Origin of the sequence: Paraburkholderia piptadeniae (assembly GCF_900007165.1) — a bacterium.
Taxonomy (GTDB): domain Bacteria; phylum Pseudomonadota; class Gammaproteobacteria; order Burkholderiales; family Burkholderiaceae; genus Paraburkholderia; species Paraburkholderia piptadeniae.
On record NZ_CYGY02000021.1, the window covers coordinates 93,534 to 112,748 of the forward strand.

Here is a 19,215-nt window from a genome sequence, read left to right on the forward strand (position 1 = left end):
CGGTCAGTCAGTCCGACTGGAATGACCCGCGTTAACCCTTGACTGCAGCGATAGAGACGCCCGCGGGGCGGGCCTCGGAGGGGTTGCCGTACGTGTGCGCCATGACGATGCAGGAGCGTAGCAGCGCGACGAGTTTTCCATGTGGACCGGCGTCGCGACTCACGACATTGATCGGAACTGTCCGGCGCGTAATGTCAGGTCTGACGGGGCGCGCCCTGTGCATCGCGACAGACGGTGCGGCGACGTGCTGAGGCACCCATCCCAAATCCCTGCCCGAGAGTACAAGCGCCAGCTGCGCCTGCGCGCCCAGCCCGACATCGCCCGAGCGGAAGTCGTTCCCGATGAGCAGCGCATCCTTGCGCTCCAGGTGTCCGCGACTCGAATAGGGGTACTCGGCAAGCTGGGCTTCCGTAATCTCGTGGTCAGGCACATCGAAAAGAGGATGTCCGCTTCCGCAGTAGATTTCTCCGACCTCATCAAAAAGATGCTGCGTGGACACGTCTCGCGTATAGACGTCCGAGAGACTGATGCCGAGGTGCACGGAGCCATCCGCGACGTGGCTGATGGCCTGATAGCCCACCATGACTTCGACCTGCACACGCGCGCGGCGCCCCGCGCGAACTCCAAACATCTGCAGTGCTTCGGGCAGCCGGCACGCAGGGTTGGTAATGATCTCGTCCTCGACCGCAACGATCACCTCGCCCGCCATCTCGTCGCCGATCTCGCCGATGTCCGCCTTGAACGCGTCAATCGAGACGAAGAGTTGCTTGGCTGACTTGTAGACCCGCTCGCCTTCCGGCAATAGCTTGAAACCGCCAGGTCCGCGCTTGCACAGCACAAACCCGAGTCGGACCTCGAGCGTCTTCAGGTGCTCGCTCATCACGGACTGCGATATGTTCAGCGCAGCCTGCGCGGCGGCAAAGCCTCCCCGGTCAACAATCTCGGTGAAGCTGCGCAGCAGCCGTAACTCGAGATCCGTGACTTGCTTCAGTTTCAACATCGACGCAGATTCCTTCTCATGATGGATGGGACACTTCGAGTGTAGATCGCCAAAAAATCGCGCAGCGCAGATCGGCGTCAGTTACACCCTGCCCTGGCGTCATGCGATCGCTGTCGACTACGCGGGCGATTCCATGTGCGGGTTCCTTTCGATATGAGGAAACCGCGGACGTGGACGTCGTGTCCCATTGCGGGGCGATACGCGCTCGTTATCTGATTCGCCCTTTCCCAGGCGCTGCGATCGTATCCAGCGATTGTCGTTCACCCATCGACAGGATCAATCAGGGAAAAGCCCATGCTGACAGCATGAGAAAGACGGCAGGTATGGCGACGCGCGTCGAAGCCGGGCCACCAGAAGCTTCCGCGCGCCTGCTTCGGTGGACTGATGAAAGGGACCGAATAAGCGCAGGCCCACTGCTGAAAACTGTACGCCGCCCGCAGGAAGAGACGTCTGCAGCCTGGCGTGTTTCTGGCCGGGACACGGCGGGCGCCACGCGGTCAATGTAGTTGTAGTTCGCTGGCGACACACGGGCCACGGCCCGGTTATGCGAATGAAACCGGTGGCCGACAGACCACCATCCGTCTGATGTCCAGACTATCCTCGTGACTAGTAAGCACGGGAACTGATTTCAGGCAATAAGAAAAAGCAGATCCTTGTTTCGGCAATTCCGGATGCTTTTCGGGGCGGTCATGCGACGGAGCGTCCCATCAGGAATGCGCCGCCGCCCAGGGCGAATGCAAATCGCATTCGGATCACCCTCGGATCGCAATCGCTTCAGCATCCTTTCCAGACAGGTCGGCGTTTTTCAGCGAAGGCCCGGGCCCCTTCCTTCGCGTCTTCAGATTCAAAGACGCGCTGCGTACAGACTGCCTGCCGTTCGAACATCTCGCCCTGGGACCAGTCACCCGATTCAGTCACCACCCGCTTTGCCGCCATCACGGCGAGAGGGCCATTCGCCTGGATCTTTCCGGCAAGCGCGAACGCAGCGGCGAGGGTCTCGCCAGGTTCGGTCAGCACGTTCACCAGACCGTATTGCGCGGCCGGCGCTGCGGGCAGCATGTCGCCCGTGAGGATGTATTGCATGGCGACATGATAGGGAATGCGTTGCGGCAGGCGGATCAGACCACCCGCGGTAGCCGCCAGGCCCCGCTTCGCTTCAGGCAGGCCGAAGTTTGCGGTGCGCGACGCCACGATCAGATCGCAGGCCAGCGCCATCTCGAATCCACCCGCTAGCGCGTAGCCTTCCACCGCGGCAATAAGCGGTTTCAGGGGGGGCTTTTGCGTCAGCCCACCGAATCCACGTCCTTCGATGCGAGGAAGCTCGCCACGCAGGAACCCCTTGAGATCCATGCCCGAGCAGAAATTCCCGCCGACGCCCGTGAGCACGCCAACGCGCAGCGTTGCGTCGTCGTCCAGTTCGTCAAGCGCGTTAGCCATTTCACGGGCCAGCGCCTGCGTCATCGCATTGCGTGCGTCGGGCCGGTTCATCGTCATGACGAGCACGCCATCGCGGCGTTCAACCAGAAGTTCGGAATTCATGAGCGCCTCAGCGTGGCTGCATGCGAATGGCGCCATCCAGACGGATGGTCTCGCCGTTCAGCATGGGGTTGTCGAGAATCTGCAACACAAGCCGGGCGAATTCGTCCGGCTGTCCAAGTCTTGGTGGATGCGGGACGGCGGCGCCCAGCGACGCCCGTACGTTCTCGGGCAGACGCGCGAGCAGCGGCGTATCGAAAATCCCCGGCGCAATCGTCATCACCCGGATCGCGTGCTGGGCGAGGTCGCGCGCGGCGACCAGCGTCATGCCGACGATGCCCGCTTTCGCGGAGGCGTACGGTATCTGGCCGATCTGGCCTTCCCACGCGGCGACCGATGACGTCAGCACGCATACGCCCCGGTCGCCATCCCGGGGCTCGTTTTTCGCCATGGCGGCCGCGGCAAGCCGCAAGGTATTGAAGGTGCCGAAGAGATTCACGCGTACGACCTCTTCATAGAGCGCCTGCGAGGCGGGATTGCCCTCCCTGTCGATGACGCGCAGCGCGCCGCCCCGACCGGCGCAGTGCACGAGCGCGCGCAGCGGTGCGCGGGCTGTCGCGGTGGCGACGGCCTCCTGAATCTGCGCCTCGTTCGTGACGTCCGCGGGGACGAACCGGACCTGGCCGCCGAGTTCATCCGCGACGCGCGCGCCGCCCGAGCCCGGCAGATCCGCAATGACGACATACCTGCTCTGCTCCACAAGCCGCCGCACCGTCGCGAGCCCGAGCCCGGACGCGCCGCCTGTCACGATAGCGCTGCTCTTTTCCTGCTCCATTTCGTTGCTCCTCCTATCCCCTTTTCGTTAGATTCGTTCCAGCACCATGGTGTTCGCCATGCCGCCGGCTTCACACATGGTTTGCAGTCCATAGCGACCGTTGTGCATTTCGAGCCAGTTCACGAGCGTCGTCGCGATACGCGCGCCCGAAGCGCCAAGGGGATGGCCCAGGGCGATCGCGCCGCCGCTCGGATTAAGGCGCGCGGGATCCGCATCGAGCTCCCTTAGCCACGCAAGCGGTACCGGTGCGAAGGCTTCATTGACCTCGAAGGCGTCGATGTCCTGCACCTTCAGTCCCGCCTTCCGCAGCACTGCGCGGCTCGACGCGATCGGTGTCGTCAACATCATCATCGGGTCGTCGCCGCGCACGTCAAACGCGACGAACCGTGCGCGCGCCCGCAGATTCAGACGCGTCGCCAGCCGTTCGCTCACAATCAGCACGGCAGCCGCCCCATCCGTCATCTGTGATGAATTGCCCGCGGTGATACGCCAGTCCGTGATCTCCGGGAAGCGCTCGCGCAGGCGCTCATCGGCAAACGACGGCTTCAGTCCGCGCAGCCTGTCAGCCGTGGTGGACGGTCGCACGGATTCGTCCTGATCGACCAGCCCGGCAGCCGTGCGAATGCCGACGATCTCCTGTGCGAACTGCCCCGACCCGGCCGCGGCCGCAGCGCGCTGATGCGACTGCGCCGAATAGCGATCCAGTTCGTCGCGGGAGAGGTTCCATCGTGCGGCGACGAGCTCTGCGGCCACCCCCTGCGAAATCTGCTGACCATAACGCGCCATGTACGAAGGACCGAAAGGATTCCTGCCCATCCGCGCGCTGCCCATCGGTACCTGGCTCATCGACTCGACGCCGCAGGCGATCACCATGTCGTGCGCGCCCGCCATGACGGCCTGCGCGGCGAACGCGATCGCCTGCTGAGAGGAGCCGCACCGGCGATCGATTGTCGTCGCCGGCACATGCTCGGGAAAGCCCGCGCCCAGCCACGCGACGCGCCCCGGAGTGACCGACTGCTCGCCTGCCTGGCTCACGCATCCCGTCACGACGTCGCCTACTTCGGCGGGATCAATCCCGGTACGTTGCACCAGGTGCTGGAGGACCTGGCCAAGCAGTTCGGCCGGATGCAGTTCTGTAAATGCGCCGCCCGCCTTGATGCGTCCGGCGGGGCTGCGCACAAGGTCGACGACAAGAGGTGTCTGAAGGGTCATGTTGTCCGGAGTGAAGTGGGAAGATCGTCCTGCCTCAGTTGGAAAAATCGGCGCGGGGATTCAGTGCGAAAATTTGGGCGGTCGCTTTTCGGCAAACGCGCGCACCGCCTCGTGGTGATCGGGATTCATGTGGGCGATCGCCTGAAAGGCGGCCGCGAGTTCGAGCGAGGACTCCAGCGAGCCGTGCTCGGCCGCCCGCAGCAGGCGTTTCGTCATCCGCAGCACCGCGCCAGGATGGGCGGCGATCCGGGAGGCGACGTTCATTGCCGTATCCATCAGCGCATCGGGCTCGACCACGCGCGAGACGAGTCCGCATTCGAGCGCTTCCGCACTCGAGACGGGCTCGCCGAAAAACGCCATCTCGGCCGCCTTCGCCCGGCCCACGACCCGGGGCAAGAGCCACGCTCCACCGTCGCCCGGGACGATACCGACCTTGAGGAAGCTTTCTGCAAACGTCGCCGCGGCAGAGGCGATGCGGATATCGCACATGCAGGCAAGGTCGAGACCGGCACCGATCGCGGGGCCATTGATGGCCGCGATCACGGGCACCTCCAGGTGGTAAAGCGCCTTGGGCACACGCTGGATGCCGCTGCGGTACTCCTCGCGCACCACCTCCGGCGGCGGCCTGTCACGCTCGTACTTCTGCATGTCCTTCACGTTTCCGCCGGCGCTGAAAACGGAGCCGGCGCCCGTGATGATGACCGCCCGCACGCAGGCGTCGGCGGTGACCATTGCGCAGGCGTCGACGATTTCCTGCACCGCGGTGTTGCCCGTCAGCGCATTGCGCGTTTCCTGCTGGTCCATGGTCAGGACAAGGATCGCGCCCTCGCGACGGATATTCAGAAAATTTGCCATGAGAACCTCGTCAGTGGATGTCGCCGATTTCGCGGATCATGTCGATCGCGCGGCACTCGCTCGCCAGCAGGGCATCGCCCAGCACGTCGTGCCAGTAACCTTCCGAACCGGCCGTCCTTCGTCCCCAGTACAGCCGTCTGGTGAACAGTTGCAGGTCATGCTCGGCGCTCAATCCGACCGCGCCATGAATCGCGTGCGCTATCGAAGTCGCCTCCTGGGCGGCCTCACTGGTGAGGATCTTCGCGACGGCGATGGCCAAACGGGAAAGATCCTTCAGTGGTCCGCGGCAACCCAGCTGCGCGGCGATCCGGGACGCAAACACGTGTTCGGCCATCACGCTCAACTGATGCTGGATGGCCTGGAAGGCGCCGATCGCACGGCCGAACTGCAGACGCTCATTCGCGTAACTCAACGTGCGGCTGAGCGTGGCCTGCAGTGCGCCGCACAGGTGGGCCGTGCACAGGCAGGCGTGCAGCGTGCGCAGCTCGCCGAACGCGATGCGTGGCATCGACCCGAGCAGCCCGATGTCCCAGTCGAGACCCGCGTCAAGGGGGAAGACGTCCGGGTTTTTGCGGGCGATGGCGGCAGGCAGCAGATACGCGTTGCCCGACGCGTCCGCCGCCAGCACATGATCGGACACCGCGCCAAAGGCGACCGCGCCACACCGGATGCGATCCCCGTACCGCGTCGCCACCGACAGCGTGATGCTGCCCGCGGGAATGTCATAGTTCGCCGAGGCGAGCAGCATCCGGGCGACCATGGTTTCGGCCAGCGGCAATGGCAACACGTGCGTTCCGCACAACTCGAAAAGCGCAAACGCTTCTGTCATTGACAGTTCAGCGCCGCCCTTCGCCGCGGGCAGCAGCGCATTCGCGAAGCCGGACGCCTCGAGAACGTTCCAGAGCGTATCGGCAGATCCGCCCGCTTCGATGCGACGGACCATGTCGGGCGTGCACTCCTGCGACAGCAGTCGTGCGAGCGCGTCGGAAAATGGGTCGTTGATGGGTTGTTCCATCAAATATTCCATCACCGCAGCCCCAGTCCGCGTGCGATCATGCCGCGCAGGATTTCGCGGGTGCCGCCACGCAGAGAGAACGACGGCGCAACCTGCACGAGATAGGTGAGCGTCGCCAGAAGTTCCATGGGGACATGCTGGCCGTCCCGCGAATAGAGGTCATCGGCGATGGCGGCCGGAATCAGCTGCTCGAGCGCGGTGCCGAGATCCTTGACGAGCGCAGCCTCGACCGCCGGGCTCTCGCCCTTCGCGAGGCTCGCCGTCAGCGCCACCGACATCGCGCGCAGTGAGGCGAGGTGCGCGAGCAGCCTGCCCGCGAGCCGGACCGCATGCGGCGTCCGGCCGTCGGAGGTCCGGACGAATGCCAGCCACTCGTCGAAGAGCACGATGCTGGAGAAAATCCGTTCGGGACCGCTTCTCTCAAACGCAAGTTCTGATGTCACCTGCTGCCAGCCATGTCCTTCCTCGCCGATCAGCGCGTCGGCGTCCAGCTGGACGTCGTCGAAGAAGACTTCACAGAAGTGGGCGTCGCCGCAGAGATCCGTGATCGGACGTACGACGATGCCCGGAAGGCGCATGTCGATCAGGATCTGCGACATTCCCTGACGCCGGTCCTCCGGTGCGCCCGACGTGCGCACGAGCGCGATCATGTAGTGGCAGTGCTGTGCGTTGGTGGTCCAGATCTTCTGGCCGTTGAGCAGCCAGCCGCCGTCCTTGCGAACGGCGCGGGTGCGAACGGAAGCCAGATCGGAGCCCGAGCCGGGCTCGCTCATGCCGATGCAGAAGAACGCTTCTGCGCGACAGATCTTCGGCAGGTAAAAGCGCTTCTGTGCGTCGCTGCCATACCGGAGTATCAGGGGCGCGCTCTGGCGATCGGCAATCCAGTGTGCGCCAACGGGCGCGCCCACATTGAGTAGTTCCTCGGCGACGACATGGCGCGCGAATGCGCTGCGGCCCCCGCCGCCATACTCCTTTGGCAGGGCGAGCCCCAGCCATCCCCGGCGAGCCAGTTCACGCGAAAACCCGGGGTCAGCGCTGGTCCACGATCGGGCGCGGATATGCGGAGCAACGCCCCCGATGGATTCCCTCAGGAACGTTCTCACGCCGTCGCGCAGCGCTTCGTCTTCCGGCGGGATGGCGCACAGTTTCAGGGAAGTCAGCGCGCCCATCACGCGGTGCGGCCGGACCGGGGCGCGGCATGCGCGGTCGATACATCATGCACGTCATGCACGTCACGCGAAATGGAAGCGAAAAACAGACGGATGCTCATGATCTGTTCTCAATCGTTAACGACGACCGGTTACGACGACGGGCGACGACAGCGCACAGCATGCCTGCCGTGCAGCGCCGCGAGCGGCGCACATGGGTCGGGGGGCGCTCAGGGACCGGGTCAGGGACTGCCTCAGGGGGCGCCCCAAGGGCACGAACCAGGCGCGTCGCCTCCGCGGTGCGCGAAAACTCGACCAGAGGGATGCCTACCCGTCCCTGGCGCCGTTAGCGGGCCGCCTGCCGTTGACGCAGGATTTCGCTGATGAAGGCGGTGGTCAGCCTGACGGCCACGTTGGCCGCCAGCCCTGCCGGATCGCGCGCCTCGACGTATTCGACCATCGCGACGCTGACGATATTGGCCTTTCGCGCGATGCCGCGGATCAGCTTGATCGCGTGCCAGAAGCTCAGGCCGCCGGGCGACGGCACCCAGACGGCCGGCATGATGGTCGGGTCCAGCCCGTCCAGGTCGAAGTTGACGTGCACGTTCGCGCCTTCGCGCACGGAGTCGATGATCGGCTGCACGCCACGATCGAAGAGGCCCTCGCCCGTGAAAATCTTCGCCCCCCACTTGCGCGCATCGTTGACTTCGACGTCACCCGCCGAGCTCGGGCCGCGCGTGCCGACCTGGATGATGTCCTTCACAAACGACATCTCCGATGCGCGGCGCATGCCGCTCGAGAGCCCCCATCGCTCGCCGAGGTTCTCGTCGCGCCAGTCCATGTGCGCGTCGATCTGCAGCACGGTGACGTCTTCGTAGCTGCTCAGGCCCTGCAGCATCGGCGTCGGCACCGAGTCCTCGCCGCCCAGCGCGATCACGGCCGTCTTGCGCGCGGCGAGCTGCTCGACCGTCTGCCGGATGATCTGGCGGTTCGTTTCCGCTTCGTGGAAGTTGACGGGAAGATCGCCAATGTCAACCACCCGCCCGTTCCCATCGGGCAGAAACACGCCGTCGAGATCCCAGTCGTGGCGATCACGCAGGCGCAGCAGCGGAATGGAGGCGCGGCGCAGCGCGGTCGGCCCGGACAGGTTCGCGAGGCCATAGGCCTCGGACTGCAGGTACGGCGTCGCGCACGACACGCCCATGATCGCAACATCCGCGTCGATAGTGCCAATGTCCCCGCAGCGCGGCACGCCCATGAACGTCAGCGGCGCTACTTCCGGGGTTGCATTACTGGAGATAGTGGTCATGAAGATAGTCAGCTCACGATAGAGATTAGGAAACGACCCGGAACCCATCCGGACTTCGTTACCGGTGATCTGACCATCCTGGGCGGTCCTGAACAACAAGGAAGATCGGACTTTTTCTTCGGGCTTTCCGAAAGCTGGTAAATCCGCCCGGTCCGTCCTCGGCTTTTCCCAATGTTAGGTTCGTGAATCGCTGATGGCGTGCGGCGTCGCAATGCCTGGAAAATGGCCGTACGCAAATCAACGTGCCTGTGACCCCATGCGTCCATCCAAAACGCCGATTGTTACCCCGGAAGAACTGAAGGCGCTGCGCGCGCCGACAGGCGTCGCCCTCGGGTTACCGGGTCGCGCCTATTTTTCCGATGATTTTTACGAGGCCGAGCGCCGCAACATCTTCGCCACGGGCTGGATGGGCGTGGGGTTCGCGCACGAGATTCCCGAGGTGGGCGACGCGAAGGCGGTGACCATCGCCGGGTGGGAACTGCTGCTCGTTCGCGCGACGGACCGGTCCATCCGCTGTTACCACAACGTGTGCCGGCACCGTGGAATGAAAATTGTCGACGGGCAATGCTCGGCGCGCAACCTCAGGTGCCAGTACCACTCGTGGACTTACAGCCTGGACGGCAAGCTCGTCGCGACGCCCGGCATCGCGGGCGTGCGGCAAAACGAGTCGCCCGGCGTCAACCGGGATGCGCTCGGCCTGCTGAGCGTGCGGTGCGAGCAGTGGCTGGGCGTCGTCTTCGTCAATCTTGACGGACATGCGCTGCCGCTCGCCGAACACCTGAAGCCAGCGATCTCCCGCGTCGAGCGTAGCTTCGACCTGGCCTGCCTCGAGCACGCGCCTGGCGGCCGGGAAGGCGCCTTCCACTATGCGGCAAACTGGAAAATCGTTCTTGAGGGGTCGATCGAGGATTACCACCTGCCCTTCGTGCACCGGGCGTTCGACCACAGCGCCGACTACGCCACGGAAGACGGCGGAAGCGTGTACGCCGGATTCTCGTCGCGGCGAACCCTCGATGAGGCGGCGGCCCGGTATGAAGCGCAAAGCGACGGCGTGCGTCTGCCGGTGATGCCCACCATGTCGAAAGCGGGCATGACCGAGTCCATGGTGCTGTTCGTCTTTCCGAACACCGTGCTCTCGTGCGGGCCCTTCTCGATCTCGACTTCGCTCATCGTCCCCACCGGCCCCGAGAGCACCGCCTATCACTCCACGACCCGCTTCGTGCGTGAGGCCGTGCATGACCGTTTCCGGGCCGTGCGCGAGCAAAGTGCCGAATTCTGGAAGCAGGTCTTCGGCGAGGATGAAAAGATCTGGAAGTCACTCCAGACGCAATGTCACGTCCGGCATGAACTGGGGCTGGCCACCCGGTTTTCGCCGCAATGGGAGCGCGCGCTGCACCTGTTCCAGCTCTTCGTCGCCGACAGGCTCGCGCCGCGCCGTGCTACGAGCGCGCCCCTCCTGATGAGCGTCGAATCCGCCCATCCGTCCACAACGAACATGTAAATCAACATGCATCTCGCACATTTCGTTCACCGCTCCGCAAAAAATCATCCCGGGCGACCGCTCTGGATCACCCCCGAGGTCACCATCACTTATGCCGATGGCGTTCGCCGCATCAACAGCATCGCGCATTCGCTGCACGCGAGATTGCAGCAGCGCGATCGCGTGGCCATCATCTCGACGAACCGGTTCGAGGCGTTCGAAGTCTACCTGGCGGTCCTGACTGCGGGCATGACGGCGACCCCGCTCAATCCGAAACTGCATGTCGACGAGATCAGCCTCACGCTTGCGGATTCGGGCGCGAGCGCCCTCGTCTTTTCGCCGGAGTTTGCGGGCGCCGTCGAGTCCCTGCGGGCCTCACACCCGGACATTTCGCAGTGGATCTGCATGGAGCGGTGCGACGGCGCCGGATTCTACGGCGACCTCCTGGAAGGCGACGGCGATGCGCCGCCGGCCGTATCGATCGACTCCGACGACACGGCGTGGCTCTTCTACACCTCGGGTACGACGGGCAAACCCAAGGGTGTGATGGAGACGCACCGCAACCTGGTGTCGATGGTGCAGCAGTTGCGGCTTGGCATCCTACAGGACGCCGATGAGAACGACCGCATGATTCACTTTGCGCCCATCGCCCATGCGACGGCGAGCGTGGGTCTGGTGCACCTGTCGGTGGGCGCGGCGCAGGTGTTTCCGGGGCTGTCCAGGTTCGATCCCCCCAAAGTCCTGGAAGCGATCGAACGCTTCAGCGCCACCGCGAGCTTCATGGCGCCGACCATGGTGCAGATGCTGCTGCAGTCTCCCGAGATTGGCCGGTACAACGTCAGGAGCCTGAAAAACATCCTGTGTTCGGGCGCGCCCATGTACGCCGAGGTGCTGCGTCGCGCGATCGACGTCTTCGGCCCCGTGTTCTGCCAGAGCTACGGCCAGAGCGAAGCGCCCGCGCAATGCGGGATGCACAAGTCCGAATACAACCCCGCGTCGCCGCAGATGCTGGAGCGAATTGGCTCGGTCGGGCGGGAATATCCCGGCGTGATCATGCGCATCGTCGACGAACAGGGACAGGAAGTCGGCAGCAACATCGCCGGCGAAATCACGGTGCGCGGTGACGTCGTGACGCCCGGCTACTGGCGGCGGAGGGAGGCGACCGACGAAGTGCTGAAGGCGGGCTGGCTGCACACGGGCGACGTCGGCTATCGCGATGACGAGGGCTACATCTATATCACTGACCGCGTGAAGGACATGATCATCTCGGGCGGATCCAACATCTACCCGCGCGAAGTCGAGGAAATCCTGCTGCAGCATGAGGCGATTGCCGAGGCCTGCGTCGTCGGCGTGCCCGACGATGTCTGGGGTGAAGCCGTGAAGGCGGTTGTCGTTCTGCGCGCTGGGACGGAAGTGGCGGAGGAAGACGTCATTGAATTCTGCCGCACGCGGCTCGCGTCGTACAAGAAGCCCAAGTCGGTTGACTTCGCGGACCACCTTCCGAAGAACGCCTATGGAAAGGTGCTCAAGAAGGACGTCAAGGCCCGCTACTGGCAAACGACCAGTCGCGCAATCTGAATTTTGGGGGCGATCAGTGACCAACCTGAGCAACATCGGACTTGCATTGGACCGGGACACCCGCGTGGACCAGGACCGTCTGTGGGCGTCGCTGATGGCGATGGCCCAGGTCGGGCCTGGCGTTGCCGGTGGAAACAACCGCCAAGCGCTCACGGACGAGGATGGCGCAGCCCGCACGCTGTTCGCGCGCTGGTGCCAGGACGCGGACATGGAGATCCAGGTTGACCAGATGGGCAACATCTTCGCGATGCGGCCTGGCACGGACCCGGACGCGGCGCCCGTGTGCGTCGGCAGCCATCTCGACACCCAGCCGGCGGGCGGCCGTTTCGACGGCATCCTCGGTGTGCTGGCCGGACTCGAAGTCGTGCGCACCCTCAACGATCGCGGCATCAGGACAAAACACCCGATCGTCGTCACTAACTGGACCAATGAAGAGGGATCGCGCTTTGCACCCGTGATGATGGCCTCCGGCGTCTTCGCCGGGGTCCATTCCGTCGAGTGGGCCTACGCTCGCCAGGACCGGACAGGCGTGCGGTTTGGCGACGAGCTCGAACGCATCGGCTGGAAAGGCAGGATGCCGGTTGGCTCCCTGAAGCTGAAGGCATACTACGAACTGCACATCGAGCAGGGACCGATTCTTGAAGCGGAAAGCACCGAGATCGGCGTCGTGACGGGCGGCCAGGGGCTCACGTGGCTGCAGGTGAATCTGCAGGGCCGCTCCGCGCACGCGGGCAGCACCCCGATGGCGCGACGCCGGAACGCGGGGCTGGGCGCCGCGAGGGTCATGGAACTGGTCCAGCAGGTCGCGATGAGCCATCAGCCTCACGCGGTGGGTACGGTGGGTCGTCTTGAACTGCGTCCGAACTCCACCAACAGCGTGCCCGGCTCGGCCGAACTCGCCATTGATATCCGCTCGCCGGACGCCGCCGTGCTCGCCGCGATGGAAGCCAGCATCCGTCAGGGCGTCGAGGCGATCGCCGGCGAGCTGGAACTGACCTTCACGATCAGCCAGCTGCAGCACGCCGAGCCCGTCGCATTCGATGCATCCTCGATCAGCACGGTCAGGCACGTCGCAGCGTCGCTCGGCTATACACATCGCGACATTGTGTCCGGCGCGGGACACGACGCCTACTGGCTCTCGCGCATCACGCCGACGGCGATGATCATGTGCCCGTGCGTCGACGGCATTTCCCACAACGAGGCGGAAGATATCTCACCCGAGTGGGCGGGCGCCGGTGCCAACGTGCTGCTGCACGCAGTGGCCGAAACTGCGCTCGTCGACGGCGCCGCCGACGCCCCCAAGGTCCGCCCATAGTGGAACCGGGTTCGGCGATCGGCGATCGGGCCGCGACGGGCTCGCACGGCGCCCTTCTCCTGCTCATGGCGGTGTGGGGATTCACGCTGCCGCTCGTCAAGTGGCTGACGGGCCACTTCGACATCGTCTCCTGTCCGCGCTCCGGCTGACGGCGGGCGTCGTGGTGCTCGCCTGCCAGCTTCGCCCGACGGTTCCCCTCTTTCAGACCGGTAGGGGCTTCAGGCGCAGGTTCCTGCTCTGCGCGGTGCTGACCGTCTATTTCCAGCAACTGCTGCTTACAGTGGGCGTGCAGCGCAGCACCGCCACCAACGGCGCGCTGATCACGGCGCTGCAACCGTTGCTGTCCTCGTTCATGGCCCTGACGTTTCTGGGCGAGCGCATCAACCATCAACGCTGGCTTGGCACGGTCGTCGGTCTCGGTGGCGTCGCCGTGACAATCCTGATGCAGCCTTCCGCGCAGCTGCTCCAGGCGGGCGCCGGCGATGTCCTTATCTTCGCCGCCGTCGTCGCCTACTGCATCGGCAACGCCATGACGCAGCGTGTTCTCGTACAGCTCGACGCGCTGACAGTGAGCGTGTGCATCCAGGCGTTCGGCTCCATGATGCTGCTCGCGCATGCGCTGGTCGCGCTCTGCTGGCGACAGGAACTGCCCCGCATGAGTGATGTTGGCTGGCACTGGTGCGTCGTATTCCTCTCGGGCGCACTGTCAACCGGGTTTGGCGCGCTGGTATGGAACCGCGCGGTCGGCTCGGTCGGTATCGCCCGCGCGTCGATGTGGCTCTACTGGGTGCCCGTTTTCGGCATCGCGAGTTCGGTGCTCTTTCTGGGCGAACCGCTGACAGTCTGGCCACGTCATCGGGCTTCTGCTAGTGCTCACCGGCACGTGGCTGGCTGCGCAGCGAAGCTGAGGTTCACGGTCACGCGACGCCCGCGCCGGCAGTCCCGAACGGGATGAATCGTGTAGGCGGGGCCATCAGGGTGTGCGCGTCGCGCCGGCGCAGGACAATCATTCGCCCGCCTGGAAACATTATTCAGTATGACGATGTAATGATTGGTCGAAGCCATATTGTTTTTGACAATGCGTGCCTATATCGTGACGGGGTTCGCAAGTGATGGCGCGGGAGAGATCGTCACACCACCATGACGACGCCGACGGAGCAACCGCCCCGGAAACTCTCAGGCAACAGGACCGCGATATCAGGACATCTGGAGAGAGGCGTTTCGCACGCACACCGAAGGGGACTTTCCTGCGGCCCACAGGCGCAGGCGAGAAAAACTCTCAGGTACATGGACAGATGGGGCACTGACGCCAGTTCAATGGCGATATCCCAACCCGTCTGGACCGTACCATGAAACGAATTGCCGTAATTGGCGCTGGCGTCACCGGCGTCACGACCGCTTATGCCCTGATCCAACGTGGCTTCGATGTGACGGTGTTCGACAGGCATCGATACGCCGCGATGGAGACGTCGTTTGCAAACGGCGGTCAGCTGTCAGTCAGCAACGCCGAAGTCTGGAACCATGTGGCGACGCTTGCGAAAGCGCTGCGCTGGATGCTGCGCCGCGACGCCCCGCTGCTGCTCAACCCGGCCCCTGCCTGGCACAAGTACAGCTGGATCTACGAGTTTCTGCGCCAGATCCCGAACTATCGCGCCAACACGATCGAAACCGTCCGTATCGCCCTGCAGGCGAGACAGCACCTGTTCTCCATTGCCGAAAAGGAAGGGATCGAATTCGATCTGGAGCGACGCGGGATCCTGCACGTCTACCACGATCGCAAGGGATTCGAGGCGGCAGCCGCCGTCAATTCACTGCTGCGCGAGGGAGGCCTCGTACGACACGCGGTAGCCGAAGGCGAGATCCGCTCGATTGAGCCCGCGTTGCAGGCCTCCTGCTACGGCGGCTTCTTTACCCCGTCCGATTCGACGGGAGACATCCACAAGTTCACGCGCGGACTGACGGCCGCCTGCGAGCGTCTTGGCGTGACCTTCCATTTCGACACGTCGGTCACGTCCTTTGCGCGAGATGAATCGGGTCTCTTCACGTTGATCGCCGAACATCGAACCGAGGATGCGGCGTCGCATGACGTGTGCGACCACCGGTTCGACGCCGTCGTCATCTGCGCGGGCGTGATGAGCCGACAGTTCGCCGCGATGCTCGGCGACCATGTCAACGTCTACCCCGTGAAAGGCTACTCGATCACCGTGTGCCTGGACGATGAAGCCAGCCGTAACGCCGCGCCGTGGGTCAGCCTGCTGGACGACGGCGCCAAGATTGTCACGAGCCGCCTCGGCAAGGATCGCTTTCGCGTCGCGGGCACCGCCGAGATCAACGGCTTCAGCCGCGATATCCGCGCCGACCGCATCGCGCCGCTTGTCGACTGGACTCGGCGGCATTTTCCGGGCGTCGCCACCTCGCGCGTCATCCCGTGGACGGGACTGCGTCCCATGCTCCCGTCGATGCTGCCGAAGGTGGGCAAAGGAAAACTGCCCAACGTGTTCTACAACACAGGTCATGGCCATCTTGGCTGGACCCTGTCCGCCGCGACAGCCGAGACGGTCGCGGGCGTGATCGCGCAATCGGCCGCGGCGAGCGCCCACCTGCCGCCCGCATAGCGAAGCGCGTATAGTGGAGCGCGTCCTGTCCTTGCCTGCCCTTCCCCTGAACCTTTCGCAACCGGGGAAGGCAGCCTGCGAAGGTAACCTGCGAAGGCGACGCCGGCGGCGGCCACGCGCCGCTCGCCGCCCATCGCGCCGCACTCACACATCGGGCGCCCGCCCTGCGGCGTCAAGGTGCCGCGCGCCAGCGATGACGGGCGCGACCACGGGTGCGGTCACCGGTCCAGTCACGCAGCAATCATGCGCGCCAGCGATCCAGGTGTCGGCTGGTTTCACGCCGAAAACCCCTGTGAATTGATCGTAGATCGAACCAAGTTTCGGGTCTTTCCGATGCTTTTATTTTTGGCGCGCCATATCATGCTTTCCATGGCGCTGCACGCTTTCTACCCTCAGTTTGTGCAATGACAGGCTCCGTGCAAGGCCACCCCCTCTTGCAGCAGGAGCACGCGGCTGTACAGGCTGCGCACCCAACCAGCAAAGGACCGGTATTCAGCACCGCTTGCGTAGCATGACTAAACAGAAAGCAGATAAAGCTGACGGCTGATGAAGCGAAAATAATGATGAGGAGACGCCACACGTCTGAGATCCCCGACATGACTACCAAAGAATATCTGTGGAGAAAAATCCACCAGATCTGGAAATCTGACCTTCTGCGCGTAACGACTTCAAGGGACGTTTTTCCCGGTTCAGAAATCTGTTTTTATCTTTTTTCTTACTAGAGGGTGCGGCATGAAAAGCATTGGAACAGTCTTTATCTATTCATCAGCAGTCCTTATTGGTTTGGCTTCACAGACCAGTCATGCGCAGAACAGCGTCACGCTGTATGGAACGATCGATAACTCGCTGCAGTATGTTCACAACGTGGCCGGCAAGAGCTATCAGCTGTCCCTCCAGTCCGGGCAGCTGACGGGCAGCAACTGGGGGCTCAAGGGCAGCGAGGATCTCGGCGGTGGTCTGTCGGCGATCTTCAAGCTCGAGAGCGGGTTCGACACGAATACGGGCGCACAGACCTCGTCCGGGTTTGGACGCTCGGCCTATGTGGGCCTGAAATCCGAGACGCTGGGCACGCTGACCATGGGTCGCCAGTACGATCCGCTGTTTTACATGACGTATGCCGTCCAGCCGAATGCATACCTCTACTACTTCACGACGCCGGGGAACGTCGACAATTCCGACGGTCTGATGCGACTGAGCAGTTCGGTCCAGTACGCCAGCCCCTCGTACCACGGCTTTCAGGTGCGTGCCTCGTACGCGCTGGGCGGCATACCCGGCAGCGTGGGCTCCGGACAGTCCTATGGCGTGGGTCTGTCCTATTCGGGCGCCGTATGGAGTTTCGGCGGCGGCTATCTGCACGTTGACAACGGCAACGGCACCACGGCGACACGCGGTACGGCCGACGCGAAGGATCTGATCATTTCGCCCGTCAACTCGGCTTACGCGACGGCCAGCAAGATCAATATCGCGAGAGCGGGCGCGAGTTTCACGGTTGACAGCTTCACGTTCGGCGGCTATTACAGCTATTCGGAATATCTGGCCGACGCCGCCTCCACGTTCCGGCAGGCGGAGCGCTATAACAATGGCAACCTATATGCGGTCTGGCAGGCTACACCGGCTACGACGTTCGAAATCGGCTACAACCTGCTCAAGTCACACGGCGATTCTTCGGCTACCTACCATCAAATTTCGCTCGCAGGCGACTATGCCCTGAGCAAGCGCACCGACGTGTATGCGTCCGTGTCTTACGCGCGTGCATCGGGCCAGGACGGCAACGGCGGCGACGCACGGGCCGTCGTCGCGGACTCGTACGCGGCCGCAGGATCGAAGTCGCAGGAGTTCGCCATGGTCGGGATCCGGCACAAGTTTTGACAGACAATCCCGTTTTATCGTATGGAATGCTGACCGGCCGGATCGGGCGATTCAGGCTCGACCCGGCCAACACACATTGGGACGCGACGCCTGCGCAGCGAACTGGTGACTGCCGTGGTTGCGCAGATCCGGGTCGGCGTGGGCAATCGCAGCTTCGCCGCCGCGCCGGCGGATATCTTCGCGACGAAAGACGGCTGGATCATCTGTCAGGTGGTCGGCAAACCGCTGTTCCGGCGTTGGGCCGCGTTGATGGAAGAACCCCGGCTGGCTGGACGACGAACGCTTCGACACGGACGATTCGCGCGCCCTGCATGGCGGCATCATCAGCGATCGCATGCAGCTGTGGTGCGAGAGCAGAACAAGTGCGGATGCGCTGAGCGAGCTTGCAACGGCGAGAATTCCCGCCGGTCCCGTGCTGCGGCCAGGTGAGCTGGTCAGGCATCCGCACGCGGAGGCGACCGGTCTTTTCGACTGGGTAGACTAAGGCCCCCCTCCCCGTCCTGTTCCCCTCGCGCGCGCCCGTGTTCCTCTCGAAAACACCGGGCGACATCCGCGAGAAGCCGGCCATGCTCGGTGAGCACACGGATGCGATCCTTCGCTCGCTCGGTTATGCCCAAGCACAGATCGACGTGCTCCGCTCGCAACGGGTCATCTGAATCTGCTTGCAGAGAGGTGCTGTATAGCGCCGTAGCCGGGCCAATACAGCTGGTCGCGAGCGGCCGATTCAGAGTGCCGTTGACGCTGGGCAAACTTCAGGTGACGCGCGACTGGCGCGCTGGATCGCCTTAGCTGGCGGACGCCTCGCCCTACACGATCTGCAGTCCGGCGCCGGGTACGAACGTGCCCTTTTTTTGAAACATGAGGTGCACGCGCCTGTAGCGCCTGATCGACCTGTGCCATCACATCGGCGCTAACCTTTGAGCTGAATATCACTTACGTGACAGCTTCGGGTGGCACCTCGAACAGACAGATTTTTTTGCCGCCGGGAACATCAACGATTTCGGAGCTTGAGGCAGGTACCTGATGATCCGACACTCCTTCTCGTATTCCCAGCATTGAAGCGGCACCAGTAAAGTTGAGCACCAGCGCTTTTTCCGCGACACTTTGAGATCCTCGAAGCGTGGTCGAAATTGCATGCGACCTGCAGGGGGCGAAGTATTTTGAATAGCTCAATTACTTGATCGGCGGCAAAGCGGGACGCCGGAAAATGTGTGATCGCCGCTCTTTGTCGAATGCACGACCTGGGCGATGTAGGCGCGCCCCATTTCGGGAAGGGCCCTGAAGTCCGCTGAATCCTCAGGCAACAACCATTTGTCGAGCGCGCTCCGCCCTGCGGAAATGTGAGCGGCAAATTCATGACGACCCATACCGCACTGTCTCATTGCGGCGAGCAGAAAATCCTGCTGCGAAATCCTTGGTTGATCTCTTTCCATGTCCGACTCGCTCAGTAATTTGAAAGTCTGAACTCAGGAACAACTTTGCATTCGTGGGAAACTTTTGGCTCGGCG

19 protein-coding genes, 1 pseudogene and 1 riboswitch are annotated in these 19,215 nt (G+C 63.6%); of the genes and pseudogenes, 11 read left to right on the forward strand and 9 right to left on the reverse strand.

What is annotated here, in order from left to right; translation table 11 throughout:
• Positions 1-31: 31 nt before the first annotated feature.
• The 8 genes from BN2476_RS09685 to BN2476_RS09720 all read right to left on the reverse strand — a co-directional run bounded on the left by BN2476_RS09685 (position 32) and on the right by BN2476_RS09720 (position 8,850).
• Positions 32-1,000, reverse strand: coding sequence for a LysR family transcriptional regulator (locus BN2476_RS09685; RefSeq protein WP_087733917.1), 969 nt, complete (start codon positions 998-1,000; stop codon positions 32-34).
• 774 nt (positions 1,001-1,774) lie between these two features.
• Complete coding sequence (locus BN2476_RS09690; RefSeq protein ID WP_087733918.1) at positions 1,775-2,539, reverse strand: crotonase/enoyl-CoA hydratase family protein; 765 nt, start codon at positions 2,537-2,539, stop codon at positions 1,775-1,777.
• 7 nt (positions 2,540-2,546) lie between these two features.
• Positions 2,547-3,311 carry an SDR family NAD(P)-dependent oxidoreductase gene (locus BN2476_RS09695; protein WP_087733919.1) on the reverse strand — a complete coding sequence of 255 codons (765 nt, stop codon included), beginning with the start codon at positions 3,309-3,311 and terminating at the stop codon, positions 2,547-2,549.
• Between the two features lie 27 nt (positions 3,312-3,338).
• The gene (locus BN2476_RS09700; protein WP_087733920.1) at positions 3,339-4,523 is read right to left on the reverse strand and encodes a thiolase family protein; all 1,185 of its coding nucleotides are present in this window, start codon (positions 4,521-4,523) and stop codon (positions 3,339-3,341) included.
• Between the two features lie 60 nt (positions 4,524-4,583).
• A complete protein-coding gene (locus tag BN2476_RS09705; protein WP_087733921.1) occupies positions 4,584-5,378 on the reverse strand; it encodes a crotonase/enoyl-CoA hydratase family protein in 795 nt (264 codons plus the stop codon).
• Positions 5,379-5,388: 10 nt separating this feature from the next.
• Positions 5,389-6,207, reverse strand: a complete 819-nt coding sequence (locus BN2476_RS09710) for an acyl-CoA dehydrogenase family protein (RefSeq protein WP_328590283.1) — start codon at positions 6,205-6,207, stop codon at positions 5,389-5,391.
• 197 nt (positions 6,208-6,404) lie between these two features.
• Positions 6,405-7,562 carry an acyl-CoA dehydrogenase family protein gene (locus BN2476_RS09715; RefSeq protein ID WP_087733975.1) on the reverse strand — a complete coding sequence of 386 codons (1,158 nt, stop codon included), beginning with the start codon at positions 7,560-7,562 and terminating at the stop codon, positions 6,405-6,407.
• A 325-nt stretch (positions 7,563-7,887) separates the two neighbouring features.
• Positions 7,888-8,850 carry an arginase family protein gene (locus BN2476_RS09720; RefSeq protein WP_235850780.1) on the reverse strand — a complete coding sequence of 321 codons (963 nt, stop codon included), beginning with the start codon at positions 8,848-8,850 and terminating at the stop codon, positions 7,888-7,890.
• Between the two features lie 256 nt (positions 8,851-9,106).
• Between BN2476_RS09720 and BN2476_RS09725 the strand changes: the two genes are divergently transcribed.
• The 11 genes and pseudogenes from BN2476_RS09725 (at position 9,107) to BN2476_RS49305 (ending at position 18,363) form a co-directional block, all read left to right on the forward strand.
• Positions 9,107-10,351 carry an aromatic ring-hydroxylating oxygenase subunit alpha gene (locus BN2476_RS09725; RefSeq protein ID WP_087733922.1) on the forward strand — a complete coding sequence of 415 codons (1,245 nt, stop codon included), beginning with the start codon at positions 9,107-9,109 and terminating at the stop codon, positions 10,349-10,351.
• Between the two features lie 6 nt (positions 10,352-10,357).
• Positions 10,358-11,908, forward strand: coding sequence for a class I adenylate-forming enzyme family protein (locus BN2476_RS09730; RefSeq protein ID WP_087733923.1), 1,551 nt, complete (start codon positions 10,358-10,360; stop codon positions 11,906-11,908).
• A gap of 16 nt (positions 11,909-11,924) precedes the next feature.
• Positions 11,925-13,223 (forward strand): Zn-dependent hydrolase, encoded by a 1,299-nt coding sequence (locus BN2476_RS09735; RefSeq protein WP_268957884.1) that lies wholly within the window; start codon positions 11,925-11,927, stop codon positions 13,221-13,223.
• Positions 13,223-13,372 (forward strand): hypothetical protein, encoded by a 150-nt coding sequence (locus tag BN2476_RS46420; RefSeq protein ID WP_160111691.1) that lies wholly within the window; start codon positions 13,223-13,225, stop codon positions 13,370-13,372. The genes BN2476_RS09735 and BN2476_RS46420 overlap by 1 nt, the downstream gene beginning before the upstream one ends.
• Before the next feature lie 11 nt (positions 13,373-13,383).
• A complete protein-coding gene (locus tag BN2476_RS09740; protein ID WP_143810930.1) occupies positions 13,384-14,178 on the forward strand; it encodes a DMT family transporter in 795 nt (264 codons plus the stop codon).
• Positions 14,179-14,331: 153 nt separating this feature from the next.
• Positions 14,332-14,425, forward strand: a riboswitch (glycine riboswitch).
• A 147-nt stretch (positions 14,426-14,572) separates the two neighbouring features.
• On the forward strand, positions 14,573-15,838 hold the full coding sequence (locus tag BN2476_RS09745) for a D-amino acid dehydrogenase (RefSeq protein WP_087733926.1): 1,266 nt from the start codon (positions 14,573-14,575) through the stop codon (positions 15,836-15,838).
• A gap of 243 nt (positions 15,839-16,081) precedes the next feature.
• On the forward strand, positions 16,082-16,246 hold the full coding sequence (locus BN2476_RS46425; protein ID WP_160111692.1) for a hypothetical protein: 165 nt from the start codon (positions 16,082-16,084) through the stop codon (positions 16,244-16,246).
• Positions 16,247-16,570: 324 nt separating this feature from the next.
• Positions 16,571-17,707, forward strand: a complete 1,137-nt coding sequence (locus BN2476_RS09750; protein ID WP_087733927.1) for a porin — start codon at positions 16,571-16,573, stop codon at positions 17,705-17,707.
• Positions 17,708-17,845: 138 nt separating this feature from the next.
• A pseudogene (locus tag BN2476_RS49665) lies at positions 17,846-17,950 on the forward strand (hypothetical protein); the annotation flags it as partial.
• Positions 17,951-18,014: 64 nt separating this feature from the next.
• Positions 18,015-18,191 carry a CoA transferase gene (locus tag BN2476_RS49670; protein WP_369122646.1) on the forward strand — a complete coding sequence of 59 codons (177 nt, stop codon included), beginning with the start codon at positions 18,015-18,017 and terminating at the stop codon, positions 18,189-18,191.
• Between the two features lie 37 nt (positions 18,192-18,228).
• Positions 18,229-18,363 (forward strand): hypothetical protein, encoded by a 135-nt coding sequence (locus BN2476_RS49305; RefSeq protein WP_268957887.1) that lies wholly within the window; start codon positions 18,229-18,231, stop codon positions 18,361-18,363.
• 513 nt (positions 18,364-18,876) lie between these two features.
• On the opposite strand, the gene BN2476_RS09770 is transcribed toward BN2476_RS49305, so the two are convergent.
• Positions 18,877-19,140: a transcriptional regulator gene (locus BN2476_RS09770; RefSeq protein WP_175607933.1), complete on the reverse strand. Its 264-nt coding sequence runs from the start codon at positions 19,138-19,140 to the stop codon at positions 18,877-18,879.
• Between the last annotated feature and the right edge of the window lie 75 nt (positions 19,141-19,215).

Excerpts from the sequence above, each read along its gene's own strand:
- BN2476_RS09690 (WP_087733918.1), bottom strand. The coding sequence starts at position 2,539 with ATGAATTCCGAACTTCTGGTTGAACGCCGCGATGGCGTGCTCGTCATG.
- BN2476_RS09725 (WP_087733922.1), top strand. The coding sequence starts at position 9,107 with ATGCGTCCATCCAAAACGCCGATTGTTACCCCGGAAGAACTGAAGGCG.
- BN2476_RS09745 (WP_087733926.1), top strand. The coding sequence starts at position 14,573 with ATGAAACGAATTGCCGTAATTGGCGCTGGCGTCACCGGCGTCACGACC.
- BN2476_RS09685 (WP_087733917.1), bottom strand. The coding sequence starts at position 1,000 with ATGTTGAAACTGAAGCAAGTCACGGATCTCGAGTTACGGCTGCTGCGC.
- BN2476_RS09730 (WP_087733923.1), top strand. The coding sequence starts at position 10,358 with ATGCATCTCGCACATTTCGTTCACCGCTCCGCAAAAAATCATCCCGGG.
- BN2476_RS09720 (WP_235850780.1), bottom strand. The coding sequence starts at position 8,850 with ATGACCACTATCTCCAGTAATGCAACCCCGGAAGTAGCGCCGCTGACG.
- BN2476_RS09700 (WP_087733920.1), bottom strand. The coding sequence starts at position 4,523 with ATGACCCTTCAGACACCTCTTGTCGTCGACCTTGTGCGCAGCCCCGCC.
- BN2476_RS09750 (WP_087733927.1), top strand. The coding sequence starts at position 16,571 with ATGAAAAGCATTGGAACAGTCTTTATCTATTCATCAGCAGTCCTTATT.
- BN2476_RS09705 (WP_087733921.1), bottom strand. The coding sequence starts at position 5,378 with ATGGCAAATTTTCTGAATATCCGTCGCGAGGGCGCGATCCTTGTCCTG.
- BN2476_RS09695 (WP_087733919.1), bottom strand. The coding sequence starts at position 3,311 with ATGGAGCAGGAAAAGAGCAGCGCTATCGTGACAGGCGGCGCGTCCGGG.
- BN2476_RS09710 (WP_328590283.1), bottom strand. The coding sequence starts at position 6,207 with ATGACAGAAGCGTTTGCGCTTTTCGAGTTGTGCGGAACGCACGTGTTG.
- BN2476_RS09770 (WP_175607933.1), bottom strand. The coding sequence starts at position 19,140 with ATGGAAAGAGATCAACCAAGGATTTCGCAGCAGGATTTTCTGCTCGCC.
- BN2476_RS09715 (WP_087733975.1), bottom strand. The coding sequence starts at position 7,562 with ATGGGCGCGCTGACTTCCCTGAAACTGTGCGCCATCCCGCCGGAAGAC.
- BN2476_RS46425 (WP_160111692.1), top strand. The coding sequence starts at position 16,082 with ATGCGCGCCAGCGATCCAGGTGTCGGCTGGTTTCACGCCGAAAACCCC.